Genomic DNA, 16,058 nt, shown 5'->3' on the forward strand with positions numbered 1-16,058 from the left:
GTCCCAGTATTCATCAATCACTGTCCCCAGTCTCAAATATTTATTTATTATTTTTAGTAAGTTATAAGGAATTTTGAGCCAAGCATTCCAGCCCTAGGGTCTTCTTCCGATGCCACTATAGTCAGCAGACAATAGAGGGCAATCATCGTGTCAGAGCCGCTAAAAGTTTGTAATACATGTGGACGGAAGTTCAACACCCCCGAGGACTTTCTCAAGGAAACTTCTCGGTGGAGAATCTGCGATCGTGGCAATCTGTGGTTTAATTGCGGTTGCCAATCGACGAATATGATTATTAAGGGAAAGTACGACTGGTATTCCCCTGAAAATGCCTTGAGTGGCGAGGCCCGATCTGTCTTCAATCAGCTGCCATCGATAAAAGAGCTTCCCCATATTCCCCACTATGTGATGCAGCTCCAAGAGCTTATTCAAAAGGAATCGACGACCTCTCGCCAGCTAGCTGACGTTGCCAAGAAAGCCCCAATTCTTGCTTCGAATATCCTTCGAATTGCAAATAATCAATGTGGTGTTAGTGGATCACAGATCGAGTCCCTTGAGCACGCTATCAGCTATGTCGGGCTTAATGCCCTGAAAGATATGGTCCTAGTCGCGGCACTCAATACCTTTGAATTCAAGAGTGAACACTTCAAATCTGAAGATTTCTGGGAAGCCTCATTCTTATGTGGTCGTATTGCCGAATTCCTAGCGAAGCGCTTCTCTCCAGACACCCTTCCAGATGAGGCATATATCGCTGGGACACTCGCCAATGTGGGGAAGGTCGTCCAAGCCATCACCAACCCAGACTTAGCTGATCAAATCAGCCAAGATATCAGCAACGTCAAAATATTAGGCTCTTGGTCCCAGGCAGAAGAGAGGCATAACGCCTTTGATCACTGTATTTTGGGGGAAATTGGCGCGATGTTCTGGGGCTTGCCTGAATATGTGATCGATTCAATTGCTGCTCACCACAAAAAGCCGCAAAGCATGATCGCATCGCACTTCACGGTTAACGACTTGGTGACTTTCGCTAACCAGTTAAGCCACTGGGTTTTGTTGCAGCCCACGCAAATGAATGAAGCCCTTCTTGAAGCATCATACGAAAAATTCGGTCTGTCTCCTGCTCAAGCAGAAGTTCTGATTAACGAGATCATGCCTTTGAAGTCGGTTGCCTAGCTTTGCAACGTCTCCTTTTTCGAACCACCAAATAAAGCACCGCTGCTTATGAAGCGGTCTCCAGCTGCTTTAAGGTTGCGACTGGTCAATAATAGATTGAATAGGTCATCGCAAATTTCGTGAAGATCATCATGGGTCATGACAAAGCCAAACTTGGACTCGTTTGCCTTACCAGTGATGATTTCTTTAATTGCTACACGTGTAACATTTTCAAATGGACTAGCCATAGAGGACTCCTTGTTCCGTCGTTCTAATTCCATTATGACTCTCTTCCCTTAGGCAAGGGTTTCCCACTGTAACCACATGAATAGCTCGCTTTTTCAGAAAGCTAAGCTCTTACAATCCCTCAGGCCAACACCAGAAAAATGCTCAGGCTCAATCCACTGGCGATTAACACTAGGAATTTTCTGCCGATAGGAAAGTTATGCTTTGTCGGAGGTGTGATAGATGAGGTGGATCTGCAATACCCTAGTGGTCATATGCATTTATTGGTGGCTACAAAGCCCTTACTTCTAAAGGCCACGCACAAAAAAAGGCCCCTGAGGGGCCTTGAATCGCATCAATTAGTGATGACCAGAGTCCAGAGCATTCTTGAGCAATGGGTCGGCGATGGGAACCATGGGGTTTCTCTTGGCGAACATTGTGAATGTCAATGCAAATAGGCCGAACATCCCAAAAAATACGCCAATCTCAAGACCAGGTACCCAAGTGCTATTGTCCTTCACTATCTCTGGCTGAATCATAAGTAGATATGAGAACCATTGAGCTAGAAGAATCAAGCAAGCAATTGGTCCAGTGACCCAAGCGGTCCACTTAGCTGCCTTAAAGATCAAGGTGTAAAGAGGCACAAGGAAACCAAGAATGGGAACAGCAATCACAAGCCCAAACCACGGTTGGTGAAGACGATGAATGAAGTACTCTGTTTCCTCAGGAACGTTGCCGTACCAATAGGTAAGAACGTGAGCGTAGGTTAGGTAAGCAAAAAAGATCGTGAATCCGTGCATCAACTTACCAACGTCGTGAAACTGTTGCCGCTGGATCACCTTACCAACATTTGTGCCCTTGATCATGAACATAACAAGAAGCAAGGATGCCATGAGAGTTTGCATCATGATCGCAAACTGCCAACCACCCCACAATGTTGAGAACCATAGTGGAGACAAGGACATGACAAGATCCATACCCATAAAAGTGAATCCTGTTCCATATACTACCAAGATGGGAGCACTCCAGAACTTTAGCTTCTCCTTAACTTCCTGGCCATAAGCCTCAGCCTCAGCCTTTTGCCCTGCCATCGCAAGCTGGTCACGCTTTAGACTTAGCCTTAGTTGCCAGAGACTAAGTACGAGGATCGAAGCTAGGACAACTCCAACCCTGAGGAAAAACCAGCCAGGAACGAGGTACTTATCCTTGCCGTGGAAGTGGCTCAAAATCGAGGGGTCTTCAATCCAGCGATAGACTTTATCAGCCCCACCAATACCAGTAGCGACAGCGATGAGGTAGATAACGAAGAGTGCAATCGCAACAGGAACAAACGCGCCAAAGCCCTCTTGGATTCTTCGGATCGGACGGCCCCAATGAGCGCCAATCACGTCCTGCATTGCAGCGAAGGCCATACCGCCCAAGCCCAGGCAGAAGAAGAAGAAAAGGTTGAATAAGAAAGCACCCCAAGTCCGTGAGCCATCTGCGTAGAAGCCATAGCCTAATGTTAATAGACCAATGCCAATGGCTGCGTAAATACCGCCCTTCAGAGCGGCGGGGGCTTCTAGAAAAAATGAATTCCGCTGTTCATAAACATCATTGACGTTCATCGAAGTCCCCTATTTTCCTTGAAGTGTTCTAAGATAAGAAATGATCTGCCAGCGCTCATGAGGCGATGTTGCATGTCCGTAGGAAGGCATCATCGCGCCACCCTTCGAAATCTTCACGAAAAAGAAACCATCTTTTCGCGCTGCAAGGTCGCTACGAGAGATATCAGGCACCCCGATCGGATAAGAAGCACCCAGAGTGCCTTTACCCCTACCATCAGCACCATGACAAACAGTGCAGTAAGTATTGTAAAGCTTCTTGCCCTGAGCCAAATTCATTTCAAGCTTTGCTGGATGAGCCAAGGCTGGAGGCATCTCCAACTCAGCTTCAGCAGTCTCCATCGTAGCCGGATAGAGAATGGCACTGGTAGCTACCGAATGCTCGGGAGGATTCAAATAGCTTTCCTGAGTTTTGACCGTAGGATTATCAGCCATATCTGGCATGTATTGCAACTTGGTGACGTTGCGACCTTCTTTGCATCCAGACAGCACCAGACTGCCTAGGATCACGAAAGCACTAAAAATCTTTAATTTCATGGACCCGTCCTTCCTTAGCCTTCTGCGATTTCGCGAATTTCTTCAGCACCACAAGCTTTTAGGAGCTTGGCCTGCTCACCATCAAGGGATGCATTGGGAACGAAGATCCCAAAGCGATCATCTGTAAAGCGAGGATCTAAGATCCTTTGCTTCGGGTTAGGAATGCGCCCCATGACAAGCATTCCGATGATCGTGGCGATACCACCAAGTAGAATCGTCATTTCGAAGCCGATCACCACATAGGCAGGCAAGGAGTGAATACCCGGTGTTTTACCACCGACCACTAGAGGCCAGTCCCAGGCAAAGCCTAAGCAGAGACTGAATCCTAGAATCGTACCGGTCATAGCCCCTGTAAGTGTGAACCATTTAACAGGGCTGGAGCCGAAGCCTCCGGCCTCTTCGATTTCGTGATATGACGTTGGGCTGAATACCTCGTGTCCGTCGAAATCCCCTCGTTTGCGGGCTTTTTCCATCGCCTCACAAACGCAGTCTAGATATTGAAATACGGCGAGAATGCCACCTGGTCTACTTTTCATTCTCTATGCTCCTATGGGTTTTTCTTGGGACTAAGTGGTTTAGGCATAATCAACTTAAGCTCAGACATCGAAACGATGGGAAAGAACTTGCAGAAAATCAGGAACCAGAAAAAGAACCAGCCAAAACTCCCGAAGGTAATACCGATCTCGATCCAGGATGGTTCGTAGTGACCCCAGGAGCCTGGAATGAAATCTTCTACAAGGGAGGAAACGATAATGTTGTATCGCTCGAACCACATACCAACGTTGACAAGTATCGCTACAAACATAGACACAGCGATATTGTTTCGCATTTTCTTCGACCACCAGATCAGTGGGAAGATGCAGTTACAGAAAACCATGACCCAGAAGTAGAACGCATATGGACCGACAGCACGTTTCACGAATATCGCCCATTCGTATGGGTTACCCGAGTACCAAGCAACCAAGAATTCGATTGCGTAAGCGTAGAATACAAGAGTCGAGGTCAAGAGAGTTAGTTTGATACAAGACTCAAGGTGCTCTTCCTTGATGAAGCCCTCAAAGCGGAACATCTTTCGAATCGGCACGAGCAAGGTGTAAACCATGGCACAGCCAGAGAGAATCGCACCAGCGACGAAGTAAGGTGGGAAGATCGTTGTATGCCAGCCGGGCTGAATTGACATTGCAAAGTCCCAGGATACGATACTGTGTACGGAAAGCACTAGTGGTGTCGCAAGGGCCGCTAGGAAACCGTAACCAGCTTCATAGTGGTGCCACTGTCTTGCAGTTCCTCGCCAGCCGAAAGACATGATACCGTAAACCAGTCGTTTGAAACCTTTAACCCGATCACGAATCGACGCCAAGTCAGGAACAAGGCCCATGTACCAGAAAAGAAGTGAAACTGTAAGGTAGGTGGAGATCGCGAAAACGTCCCACATCAAAGGCGACCTAAAGTTTACCCAAAGGTTGTTGGTATTTGGTAGCGGCGCCATCCAGTAGGCGGCAAACCAAAGGCGGCCAACGTGAATCAATGGAAATAAACCCGCGGTGATAACCGCGAACACCGTCATCGCTTCCGCTCCTCGGGCAACGGTATTTCGCCACTTCGCACGGAACAGGAAGAGAATCGCCGAAATAAGAGTACCGGCGTGACCGATACCAACCCAGAAAACAAAGTCTGTAATATAAACACCCCAGTAGACTGGGCTATTGAGGCCCGCTGCACCCATACCATAAGTTACCTGGTATGCCCAGCAAGCAACGCCGATCCCGACGAAAAGGATCGCCATGAACCATGCTACGTAATACGTAGGATGCGGCTTTTCTAAGTTAGCCAGAATCCCATCATTTACATCTGAGATTGTTTTAGTCCATTTAACTTCATCACTCATTCAGAATGCTCCGCTAATTGATTGTAGTCGAACCGGAGTTCGACCGTTCCCTTTTTACCCAGCCAACCCTCTGTTAACCGTGGTCACCTTCACTATGTTCTGTCTTAGCATGTGCTGAAGACGGATCCCGTACAACCTTCGCTAAGTAACTTGTGTTTGGCAACGTTTTGATACCATAGTGGCCGTGCATCGGATCACCGCCCAGCATTAGGAAGGCGCGGTAGTTCCGGCGGAGCCTCGCGACCCGGCTGTTGTTGTCCTTCAAGTTACCAAATACGATGGCATTGCTAGCACATGCCACTTCACAAGCAGTTCGGATTTCGCCATCAACGACTTTTCGCTTCTGCTCAGAAGCATAGTGCTTCGCATCGCGGATTCTTTGAACACAGTATGTACATTTTTCCATCACACCACGAGTCCGAACAGTCACATCAGGGTTCAGAGCACGAGGGTTACGATCTACTGGTCGATCACCCATTACATTCCACTTATGGGTAAACCAGTTGAATCGACGGACTTTGTAGGGACAAGCGTTCGCACAGTAGCGAGTTCCCACGCAGCGGTTATAGGTTTGGTTGTTCATCCCCTCTTCATCGTGGACTGTTGCATATACTGGGCAAACAGCTTCACAAGGAGCATGGTTACAGTGTTGACAAGCAACTGGTTGGAACGAGACCTCTGGATTTTCGACAGCTCCCTTAAAGTAGCGGTCAATGCGCATCCAGTGCATTTCACGACCAAGAAGAATCTGCTCACGACCTACTTGAGGAATGTTGTTCTCAAGGTCACAAGCGACTGTACAAGCACCACAGCCGTTACACTTATCAAGGTCGATCGACATTCCCCATCGATAATCGGGGTGAGCTTTCAACTCAGGGAAAAGATCAGGTACATCATCCAGCTTTTGGAAGACCTTGTCTTTCTCCTTGGTCGTCAACTCGTCGAGGCCTACTTCCTTTAGAATATCGGTACGGTTGGCGATGTCGTTGTGCTTCTGCATGGCAGCCAAGCGATACTTGCGACCTGTGGCAACTAGCTCCACCGCCTGACCAGACGTCACCGGCTCACCTGTTACAACATCAAATTCTGCGGCCAAAGCTTGTAAAGGATCGACTCCGATTCCTGTAGAAACCCGACTCACACCATCCGCATGGCCATTACCACGAGGTACAGCGACCACATCGTTGTGGAGACCAGGCATCGGGTACACAGCTGCTTCAAAGCTACCAGCGGGACCCTTAACCGTTACAAGATCATTGTACTTAAAGCCAAGCTCTCGTGCTTTGTCAGGACTAATAGCAACCCAGGTGTCCCAAGTCACAGTTGTCAAGGCGTCACCAGCTTCTTGGAGAACGGGACGATCCGCTCCCACGCCATCGATCAATCTATGATCAAGGTGAGCGACCAGTTTTAGCCCTGAAGACGCTGGGACCGCATTAGCAAAAGCAGATGAAACATCGTTGAGCGAAGGTATGGTTCGGCTAATTTTCTTGCCGTATAGACCTTTTCTCAAGACTGCATTGAAGAAGGTATCAAAATCATGAGTGACATTATGCTCTTTATGGATTCTCATCCACTTCTTGCGGAGATAATTGCGGTAGTCCGCAACACCCATTGGCTTGTCGAGATGAGCCGCAACCCATAGCAATATATCCTCAGCTTGCTGGCTGTTGGTAAACGGACTTACTGTTGGCTGAACCATCGACCAGAAGCCATGAACCAAGTGCTCATCGCCCCAAGTTTCTAGAATATTGTGGCCGTTGAGAATAAACTCAGCGTAGGCGTCCGTCTCACAAGGCATGGACTGAATGGAAACCACAGTGCCAATGTTCTTGAGAGTTTCGCGAATACCCGTGCTTTCAGGGAGAGTGAAGGCTGGGTTCACATTGATCACAAACAAGGCGTCGAATGATTTCGCATCATCAAGGAAGCGCTTGGTGTCATCGCCACCCTTGGCAGTCATCCAGTATTCGTTATAAACCAAGGTCTTGTTCTCGTACGAGCCGATCAAGACGTTGGCAAAGATTCCTGCCAGCTGGACTAGAGTTCCGTTCTTAGTACTTGCAGATGACTCCCCTACAAGAACTACGGACTTGCTTGTAAGGAGGTCCTTCGCTAAGTCTGTGAATACGCCTGCTGAGACGCTTGATTCAGCGCCTTGAATAAGGTCGCTATGAGCATCGAGAACCGTTTGGATATTCGCCTTGTCAGCTGCACTACCTTTTGATGCACTATTATTGAGGAGAGCCTTGACCAAGGCAAGTGTCACCCCTAGTTCATTACCCGGAGCGATTGGATAACGCTCTTCGGCAGCTCCGCCAGTCATTGTAAGGCGAGACTCAAACTGGACAAAACGCCCCTTCTGACCGAAACGATACGAGTGGCCGTCAGACCAGCTCTTGGTTTCATAGATCGAGGAAGCCCCGAGATCCATGAAGTCGGAACCCACACCAACGATTAACTCTGATCGCTTGAGGTCGGTTCGAGGATAGCCTTCTTCGCCAAACGCCAGCTTATATGCAGCCGCCATGTTGTTTCGGAGTGAGTTTGAATCGTAGAGATAAAGATTATCTTCAGACTGACCAATCGCCTTCAAGAAGTCTTTGTAGAAATCTAGAGAGTGCCCAGTGGTCGACTTAAGAAGAATACCCACCTTCTGAGCATCTTTAAGCTTAGCAGCGAGACGAGAGTAAACATCATCCCAGCTAGATTCACTTTCCCGATTGGTTCCGTAACGAATCACAGGAGCCTTGCGCCGATCTGGGTGATAGAGCGCTTGAAGCTCAGACATTGCAAGAGATGATGCAGCACCTTGGCTGAGAGGGTGGCTGCGATTACCTTCAATAAAGACTGGTCGTCCTTCTCTGGTTTTAACAACAACTCCAGCACCATCGACTGTCGTCGCATAGTATGTTGGTACGCCTAAGATCTGGTCGATAGGCTGATCAACGTGAGGAATGGACTTCTCAACAGGGCGGCGCACACAGGCAGCCGTCGACGCCATCACAGCGCCTGCACTAAAGAGCCGCATGAAGTCCCTACGGTCTACCGCAAGTTTCTTCTGGTCGGCTTCCTGACCGTCGCTTCCTTCCCCAAGCTCCGGCACAACTTCTTCTATATTAGAGTAGTAAGGCCCAGGCACGAGTTCCTTGGCGGGAGCCTCAAAGGGCTGGTCACCATGCAAGAAGGCTTCTTTTTGCTCTTCCAGATGGCGGAGATCGCGATCGTTACTCCTCATATCGGTAAATACTCCCTTGTAATCGATCAGAGCTTTGTTGCTCGGTCTTTATTAACGTTATTAGTAGTGACAAGTCTCGCAGCTAACAGGGGCTTCATTCGTAACGTGACAATCGATGCACCAGCCCATCTGCAACGACTTTGCTTGAGAAACGGTTCCCATTTCCTTGACGTTTCCGTGGCAGAGGAAGCAGGCTTCACCATCGTTTTCAGCAAACTCTTTCTCGTAGTTTTTGGCTAGCTTATCACTAAGAACGTGAGGTTTATGAGCGAAGCGAACAAAGTCTGGCATATCGTGAACCTTGGTCCAAACGATAGGCTCTTTCTTCTGGTATTTATCGGTGAGATATTTGATTGGCTCTTTGTCTGTAGCAACGTAGTTATGACACCCCATACAGACATTCATGGATGGAATCCCTGCCCATGACGAACGCCTTGCCGCGGAGTGGCAGTACTGACAAGGAATTTGCTTCTCGCCAGCGTGTAGATCGTGAGGGAAGTCGATCGGTTGTTCGGGGTGGTAACCGACATTATCTACAGTATCACCTGGCGTCCACCAATTCGTCCAGAAGTGATAACCAGGTTGGCAACCCATCTGGAATAATAGAATTGCCAAAACGGAAAGGCGTTTCGCCGCATGCGAAACACGGGTGCTAAAACAAGCCAATGACAGCCTCCTTCAAAAGGAAAATTTGTTGAGAACTATTCCATTACGCCGGCGAACGAAAGGATGGCGAATATCTCAGTGGCCCTCTTGTTATCATAAATAAAAAAAGGCGCCAACCTTTTATAGGTGATAAACCAAAGTCTTAGCTAGGTGAAACTACCCCACATTTACCTGCTAATTTCGACACCATCCCTTGGTTTGTTTGGCGTCGTCATTGTAAAATAATTTCTGGCGAACCGTCCACATTATAAAGAAAAGCGCCGTAGCTAGATTCGTTGGAATATGCAACAAATGAGGCCAGGATAACCTGTTGAAGGGGGACGGTTTATGAACGGGGAAACATTTCAGCTCAAAGCAGACTTCCAACCGATGGGCGATCAGCCAGTCGCCATCGATACGCTGACCGCTGGTGTCCAAGAAGGCAAGAAACATCAGGTTCTGATGGGCGTCACAGGTTCTGGTAAAACCTTTACCATGGCCAACATCATCGCTCGCACTAAATTGCCCACACTCGTGATTGCACCTAATAAAACCTTAGCAGCTCAGCTTTTTACTGAACTCAAGGAGCTATTTCCAGAAAATGCCGTTGGCTTCTTTATTAGTTACTATGATTACTATCAGCCCGAGGCCTATATTCCGGGCTCGGATACTTATATAGCTAAGGACGCTTCGATCAATGATGACATCGATAAGATGCGTCACTCCGCTACACAAGCCCTGTTTGAACGACCCGACTCCATCATTGTCGCTAGTGTGTCGTGCATCTATGGTATGGGCTCTCCCGCGTCCTATGCCAAACTATGTATCAAAGTTGCCGTTGGTGATGAGATCCCTCGCAACGACTTTTTAAAGCGCTTGATTGAGATCCAATACTCACGAAACGATATGGCTCTTCAGCGGGGTACATTTAGAGTCCGTGGCGATGTTGTGGACATCCTGCCATCCCATCAGAAAGATCACGCTATTCGCGTAGAGTTTTTTGGCGATGACGTGGAGTCCATTACCATTGTCGATGTCCTTACCTCTAAATTAGTGAAGAAGGTCGACGCCCTTTCTATCTATCCTAATAGCCACTATGTCACCGAACGAAGTGACATGCAGTCGATGGTAAAGGAGATCCTCCACGATCTAGGGGTTCGACTCCGAGAGCTGCGAGCCCAAGACAAACTGGTCGAGTACCAAAGGCTAGAACAGCGCACCATGAATGACGTAGAGCTTTTAGAAGAACTTGGCTATTGCCCCGGTATCGAAAACTACTCGCGCTACCTCACCGGCTCCCCTCCTGGGCACCCCCCTCCAACCTTACTTGACTACTTCCCTGAGAAGTTTCTAACGATCATCGATGAAAGTCATGTTACAGTCCCACAGATTGGAGCCATGTACCGCGGTGATCGAGCCCGCAAGGAGAATCTTGTAGACTTCGGGTTCCGCCTCCCAGCAGCACTCGATAACCGTCCTCTGAAGTTTGATGAGTTTTTGGAACGAGCCCCACTCATCATTCATGTTTCGGCGACTCCGGGGAACTACGAACTTGAGCAAACTCAGAACAAGTTTGTGGAACAGATTATTCGTCCAACTGGCTTGATCGATCCTGAAATCACAATCAAACCAGCTAAAAATCAAGTCGACGACTTGCATAGCGAGATCCGTCGCACCATTGAATCCGACGGCCGGATTCTCATCACGACTTTGACCAAACGCATGGCCGAAGACCTAAGCTCTTACTACTTAGATTTGGGGGTGAAGGTCAAGTACCTTCACAGCGATATCGATAGCCTCGAACGCTCAGAGATCTTGCAGGACCTAAGGCGCGGTACCATCGACGTGTTGATTGGAATTAACCTCTTGCGGGAGGGTCTCGATCTACCCGAGGTCAAGCTAGTTGCAATCATGGACGCTGATAAGGAAGGCTTCTTGCGATCTCGCTCATCCCTGATCCAAACTGTCGGACGTGCCGCCCGAAATGCGGAAGGCCGGGTTATCTTCTATGCAGATAATATAACAAAGTCCATGCAGCAATGTATCGATGAAACCCAGCGGCGCCGTGAAATTCAAATGAGCTACAATACTGAGCATGGAATCGTGCCCGAAACCATTCAAAAAGCCATGCGTCCAGGGCTCAGGGAGATTTACGGCCTTTCCAGCGACGAAGGAGACAAACCGAAGGCCAGTGCTGATACCCTGGTCAAAGAGCATAATATCCACAGCGTCAAGGCCTTGGAAACTCTGATCAACAAGAAGACCAAGGAAATGAAGAAAGCTGCTGCCGACCTGGAGTTTGAAAAGGCTGCTGAGCTACGTGATACCATTGCCGCCCTCAAGGATCGACTGCTGGTGCACGGAGACCTGAACTAGATGAGCTTAAGAGAGAAGATCGAGCACTTACCTAAGTCTCCCGGCGTCTATTTCATGAAGAACTGCAAGGGAAAGATCATCTACGTCGGCAAGGCAAAGAACCTCAAAAGCCGGGTTAGCTCATACTTTCAAAGTCGCGACCAACATATCAAAACCAGAGCATTGGTTGACGAGATCAAAGACTTCGACCTCATGATCACAAAAACCGAAGTCGAAGCCCTGCTCCTCGAACGCAGCATGATCCGTCACCATCAACCCTACTACAACATCCTTTTGCGAGACGATAAGGAATACCCCTTTGTTCGGGTTGATTTCAACGACCCCTGGCCGAGAATTCAGAAGGTTCGAAAGCGAAAGGATGATGGTGCTAAGTATGTTGGCCCATTCGGGAACGCTGGCGTTTTGAACGGCATGTTGAAAACTGTTTTCCGGGTTTTCCCCCTGATTCGCTGTAGCCCCTACGAGTTCAAGAATGCTAAGCGCCCTTGTAACTATTATCACATGAAAATGTGCTTGGGGCCGTGCGTTCTGGATGTCAGTCGCGACGAGTACGTGGCTATGGTGAGGCAGGCCCTCGATCTTCTTGACGGCAAGAACCGGGACGTCAAGGCAGAGATTCGCAAAAAGATGTTTACCGCTGCTCAAGATGAAAAGTTTGAACAGGCAGCAAGGTATCGAGATCAGATCACACTTTTGGAGAGTATAGGCCAGCACCAAGCTGTTGTGGTGAAAGACTATGAAGACGCAGACGCAATCGGTAGCTACGAGAGCGCCGGCACTATGACCTTCAATGTGACGATGGTGAGGAACTTTGTGGTGATCGCAAGCGATAGCTATTCAGTAGGAGCTTCTATTGATGGCCCCGAAGAGACATTGGAATCATTTCTCCTTCAGTACTATCACAATCGAACGGTACCCGATCACCTGATTCTGCCTTTGAAGCTAGAAAATCCCATCGACCTTGTCGAGGCCCTGTGCGTCGATCAGGAGACGACTGCCAAGTTTGTTAGCCACGGCCGTGGTGATGCCAAGGACTTGCTAGAGCTTGCTAGCCGCAATGCCAGATTTTACTTTGATCAAAACCAAAACCTCCAGCTAAAGCAAAAAGCTGAACTAGAGATCTTGCAGTCAACTCTTCAACTGGATCGCATGCCCCGGCGCATGGAGTGTATCGACATCTCCAATATGCAAGGCTCAGCTATTGTCGCTTCGGATGTTTGCTTTGTTGATGGTAAGCCAGCCAAAGACCTCTATCGACGCTACAACATCAAGACAGTGAGTAACAAGAACGATGACTTTGCCAGTATCCGCGAAGTCGTGGAACGCCGTCTCGAACGAGGTGTACGCGAAGACGATCTACCCGACCTGCTCGTCATCGATGGTGGCAAAGGTCAGCTCAATGCCGCCTTGGAAGCTGCTCAATCATTTGCAGGCCTCTCCCTTCCCATCGTGGCACTGGCCAAGAGTCGCACAGATCGCTACGGAATCAGCGACAAGGACTACAAACCCAGTGCCAGCAAAGAGCGGATCTTTATAGCCGGACAAGAGTATCCCATCGAGCTTCAAGAGGGCAGCCCCGCCCACCGCCTGATGACCAGGATTCGTGATGAAGCCCATCGCTTTGCTATTACCTTTCATCGACAGAAGCGACAGAAGTCGAGTCATGCAAGCATTCTCGATGAAGTGCCAGGTGTTGGCCCCGTCTTGCGCAAGCGTCTGATACAACAGTTTGGAGATGTAGATGGTATCCGTCGCGCTAGCCTGGAACAACTCCAAGAAGTTAAAGGCCTCCAGGAGAAAACCGCAGTAGCACTTTATACCCTGCTTAAGAGCGACTCAGACAAACCCTCATAAAGTAGCTTAGGTATCGATGAGCCCATTCCGTGGCTCAGCACATCGAAATGCTTCTATATTCAGTAGCGTCTCTCGAATCACCTGGCGTTGTGCCTCTCGACTCGCCCAGGCGATATGAGGGGTGATGATAAGGTTGTCATAGGCCTTCTGTAAAAGGAGAGAGTCGCTAGGCGGGGGTTCAATAGGCAAAACATCCAAAGCAGCACCTGCGATCCACCCGTTGTCTAAGGCCTCAATCAGATCATCAGGCACCACCAAGTCTCCCCGAGCCGTGTTGATGAGATAGGCATCGGTATTCATGCGCGTTAAAAAATCTCGGTTCACCATGTGTCTTGTTTGATCATTGGATGGGCAGTGCAAGCTTACCCAATGAGCGCTAGCGAGTTTAGACTGCCATTCGGCTTGGGGTGTTTTGCTGTTCACATAGTAGACATTCATCCCAAATGCCTCTGCAATACGACCCGTTGCTAAGCCTAGCACTCCCTGACCAAAAATTAGCAGACTCTGACCATCAAGCTGGCTAATGGGGTAATCCGAATAAGAGAAAAAGCGGCATTTTTGCCAATCTCCATTTTGAACGCTGCTATGATAGCGATGTAGACTTCGCGAGAAATTGAGAATCAGGGCAAAGGTATGCTGAGCCACCGAAGAGGTGCAATAGTCTCGGGCATTGCAAACCGTGATGCCATACTCCTGCGCAGCCGCAAGATCGATATTGTTCGCTCCAGTGGCAAGAAGGCAAATGAGTTTGAGTCGCGGCAATTGAGACAATGTTTTTCGGTTCAATACCACCTTATTGGTGATGATCACCGCACAGTCTTTGCACACCTCAACAATATCTTCAGGCGCCACCAACTCATAGACACTCAGTTCTAGCTCTGCATCACGTAGCTCATCGAGCTCAATATTCTGACTTAAGGTACCACGATCCAATAGTGCAGCTTTCATGCTCGACTCCTTGTGTACCATGAAAAAAAGCCAGCCCCAATTGGGTGCTGGCTAAAGAAATCTAATTGAGTTGGGTTTACTTGTAAACTGGCCCACGTTTCAAAGTTTCGCGAATCTTATCGATAATGAGATCAACTTCAGCACTGGTGATGTTGAAGTGAGGAGTAAAGCGCAGGGCGTTTTCGCCACCGTGGATCACCCCAATTCCGATCTTACGCATATAAGCCTCAACGCAGTCGTCACCAACAACAACGAAACCGTCTTTCTTCAGATGCAAGGCACAGAGCAGCCCAGTACCAGAAACTCCCGTGACAATATCAGGGAATTCCTTTTGTAGCCCTTTGAACTTATCAATAAATTCTTTACCCCGTTCAACTATGTTTTTTCTGAGTTCAGGAGTAATCGAATCGAGCACCGCGCAGGCAACGTCAAGGGCACGAGGGTTCGTGGTCATCGTGTTTCCATAGATCCCTCGCTGGAAGATCCCTGCAGCCGTATCATTTAAGGCTAGGATGGACAAAGGATACTGGCCCGCATTCACAGCCTTGGAATAAGTTTCCAGATCAGGCGCTTCGCAGTCCTGAAAGCCTGGGTAATCGGTGATGCTGAGGCAGCCATGAGCCCGAAGACCAGCCTGAATCGAATCCACCAGCATCATACAGCCGTGCTCTTTCGTGAGTTTGCGAACTTCGTCATAAAACTCTCGGGTCACGCCTACTCCAGGATTGCCTTCCCCCATCACTGGCTCAAGGAGAACCATCTCGATGAAGACGTTATCCTTCTCCGCTTGTGCAAAAGCCTGTCGCAATTCGTCAACGTTGTTCGGTTCCACAGTGATCAAGTTCTTGCGATCGCGAAAGGACGCCAGCTTCTGGTAAGATTTCAAACTAGAATCCGATGCTTGGGCTGGCCGATCAGTTCGGCCGTGAAAGCCACCTTTCATCGCCAGCATGTTGATCGTCCGGCCTTCATAGCGACCACCTGGGTCGGTCACCACGCGAGCATTGAGATCTGAGATTCGAGCCGCAACGGTTACCGATTCGCTGCCGCTGTTTAGACAAACAAACTTTTTAAAAGGCATACCGCTGCTACGGGTGTGACCAACTTCTTTCTTCAAGCGATCCACGAGAAACTTTTGGCTAAAATGCGCGGTCATTACGTTAGCCATGACCTGGCGACCGTTCATTGCATCGAGAACTTTATCGGGACTGTGCCCAAAGCCCAGCATGCCATAGCCGCCAGAGTCATGAAGCACGGCTCCATGACTCGTTACCAGCCACGGTCCCTTGGCACTGAGAGACACATAAGGGTTCACCGCGTTTGCTGCATAGAAATTAAGATAGCCAGCCTGAAGCTCTTCAACAAGCTTGGTTTCATCCATGGTTAGCATGTCTTTGTGTTCACGCGCCAGCTCTTGGAAGGCTTGGTAAGCCTCATCAATGGCGATGCCAAGACTCGGGTCCTTGTCCAAAAAGGCAGCAAGGATTTCGTCCTCCAAGCCAGTCGTGACGGCAGCGCCAGTCTGCTTTCTGATCTCATGTAATTTTTCGATTTTTTCCATAATCACTCCTTATCCGCAAGCTGTAACGATTCT

12 protein-coding genes are annotated in these 16,058 nt (G+C 48.8%); 3 read left to right on the top strand and 9 right to left on the bottom strand.

From position 1 onward, the window contains the following. Nucleotides 1-147 precede the first annotated feature (147 nt). Nucleotides 148-1,170: an HDOD domain-containing protein gene (locus B9N89_RS14380; RefSeq protein WP_132320762.1), complete on the top strand. Its 1,023-nt coding sequence runs from the start codon at nucleotides 148-150 to the stop codon at nucleotides 1,168-1,170. Here B9N89_RS14380 and B9N89_RS14385 read toward each other — a convergent pair. The 7 genes from B9N89_RS14385 to B9N89_RS14415 all read right to left on the bottom strand — a co-directional run bounded on the left by B9N89_RS14385 (nucleotide 1,167) and on the right by B9N89_RS14415 (nucleotide 9,307). After that, a complete protein-coding gene (locus tag B9N89_RS14385) occupies nucleotides 1,167-1,397 on the bottom strand; it encodes a hypothetical protein (protein WP_132320764.1) in 231 nt (76 codons plus the stop codon). The two genes, B9N89_RS14380 and B9N89_RS14385, sit on opposite strands and share 4 nt — an antisense overlap. Before the next feature lie 336 nt (nucleotides 1,398-1,733). Beyond that, nucleotides 1,734-2,981 (bottom strand): hypothetical protein, encoded by a 1,248-nt coding sequence (locus B9N89_RS14390; protein WP_132320766.1) that lies wholly within the window; start codon nucleotides 2,979-2,981, stop codon nucleotides 1,734-1,736. 9 nt (nucleotides 2,982-2,990) lie between these two features. Further along, nucleotides 2,991-3,515 carry a c-type cytochrome gene (locus B9N89_RS14395; protein WP_132320768.1) on the bottom strand — a complete coding sequence of 175 codons (525 nt, stop codon included), beginning with the start codon at nucleotides 3,513-3,515 and terminating at the stop codon, nucleotides 2,991-2,993. A 14-nt stretch (nucleotides 3,516-3,529) separates the two neighbouring features. Beyond that, complete coding sequence (locus B9N89_RS14400) at nucleotides 3,530-4,051, bottom strand: DUF3341 domain-containing protein (protein ID WP_132320770.1); 522 nt, start codon at nucleotides 4,049-4,051, stop codon at nucleotides 3,530-3,532. Between the two features lie 11 nt (nucleotides 4,052-4,062). Further along, nucleotides 4,063-5,403, bottom strand: a complete 1,341-nt coding sequence (gene nrfD, locus B9N89_RS14405) for an NrfD/PsrC family molybdoenzyme membrane anchor subunit (protein ID WP_132320772.1) — start codon at nucleotides 5,401-5,403, stop codon at nucleotides 4,063-4,065. A 73-nt stretch (nucleotides 5,404-5,476) separates the two neighbouring features. After that, on the bottom strand, nucleotides 5,477-8,641 hold the full coding sequence (locus B9N89_RS14410) for a 4Fe-4S dicluster domain-containing protein (RefSeq protein ID WP_132320774.1): 3,165 nt from the start codon (nucleotides 8,639-8,641) through the stop codon (nucleotides 5,477-5,479). Nucleotides 8,642-8,701: 60 nt separating this feature from the next. Further along, the gene (locus tag B9N89_RS14415; RefSeq protein WP_132320776.1) at nucleotides 8,702-9,307 is read right to left on the bottom strand and encodes a cytochrome c3 family protein; all 606 of its coding nucleotides are present in this window, start codon (nucleotides 9,305-9,307) and stop codon (nucleotides 8,702-8,704) included. Between the two features lie 327 nt (nucleotides 9,308-9,634). Here B9N89_RS14415 and uvrB point away from each other — a divergent pair, with 327 nt between their 5' ends. Continuing rightward, complete coding sequence (gene uvrB / locus B9N89_RS14420) at nucleotides 9,635-11,662, top strand: excinuclease ABC subunit UvrB (protein WP_132320778.1); 2,028 nt, start codon at nucleotides 9,635-9,637, stop codon at nucleotides 11,660-11,662. Beyond that, nucleotides 11,663-13,516 (top strand): excinuclease ABC subunit UvrC, encoded by a 1,854-nt coding sequence (gene uvrC / locus B9N89_RS14425; RefSeq protein ID WP_132320780.1) that lies wholly within the window; start codon nucleotides 11,663-11,665, stop codon nucleotides 13,514-13,516. 6 nt (nucleotides 13,517-13,522) lie between these two features. On the opposite strand, the gene B9N89_RS14430 is transcribed toward uvrC, so the two are convergent. Further along, nucleotides 13,523-14,464, bottom strand: coding sequence for an NAD(P)-dependent oxidoreductase (locus B9N89_RS14430; RefSeq protein ID WP_159455373.1), 942 nt, complete (start codon nucleotides 14,462-14,464; stop codon nucleotides 13,523-13,525). Between the two features lie 76 nt (nucleotides 14,465-14,540). Then, entirely contained in the window at nucleotides 14,541-16,025 is a 1,485-nt protein-coding gene (locus tag B9N89_RS14435; protein WP_132320784.1) for an aminotransferase class III-fold pyridoxal phosphate-dependent enzyme, read from the bottom strand. Nucleotides 16,026-16,058 lie beyond the last annotated feature (33 nt).

The organism is Pseudobacteriovorax antillogorgiicola (assembly GCF_900177345.1).
Lineage (GTDB): Bacteria > Bdellovibrionota_B > Oligoflexia > Oligoflexales > Oligoflexaceae > Pseudobacteriovorax > Pseudobacteriovorax antillogorgiicola.

Coding starts and splice junctions, on each gene's coding strand:
- B9N89_RS14385 (WP_132320764.1), bottom strand. CDS start 1,397: ATGGCTAGTCCATTTGAAAATGTTACACGTGTAGCAATTAAAGAAATC.
- B9N89_RS14390 (WP_132320766.1), bottom strand. CDS start 2,981: ATGAACGTCAATGATGTTTATGAACAGCGGAATTCATTTTTTCTAGAA.
- B9N89_RS14395 (WP_132320768.1), bottom strand. CDS start 3,515: ATGAAATTAAAGATTTTTAGTGCTTTCGTGATCCTAGGCAGTCTGGTG.
- B9N89_RS14400 (WP_132320770.1), bottom strand. CDS start 4,051: ATGAAAAGTAGACCAGGTGGCATTCTCGCCGTATTTCAATATCTAGAC.
- nrfD (WP_132320772.1), bottom strand. CDS start 5,403: ATGAGTGATGAAGTTAAATGGACTAAAACAATCTCAGATGTAAATGAT.
- B9N89_RS14410 (WP_132320774.1), bottom strand. CDS start 8,641: ATGAGGAGTAACGATCGCGATCTCCGCCATCTGGAAGAGCAAAAAGAA.
- uvrB (WP_132320778.1), top strand. CDS start 9,635: ATGAACGGGGAAACATTTCAGCTCAAAGCAGACTTCCAACCGATGGGC.
- uvrC (WP_132320780.1), top strand. CDS start 11,663: ATGAGCTTAAGAGAGAAGATCGAGCACTTACCTAAGTCTCCCGGCGTC.
- B9N89_RS14430 (WP_159455373.1), bottom strand. CDS start 14,464: ATGAAAGCTGCACTATTGGATCGTGGTACCTTAAGTCAGAATATTGAG.
- B9N89_RS14435 (WP_132320784.1), bottom strand. CDS start 16,025: ATGGAAAAAATCGAAAAATTACATGAGATCAGAAAGCAGACTGGCGCT.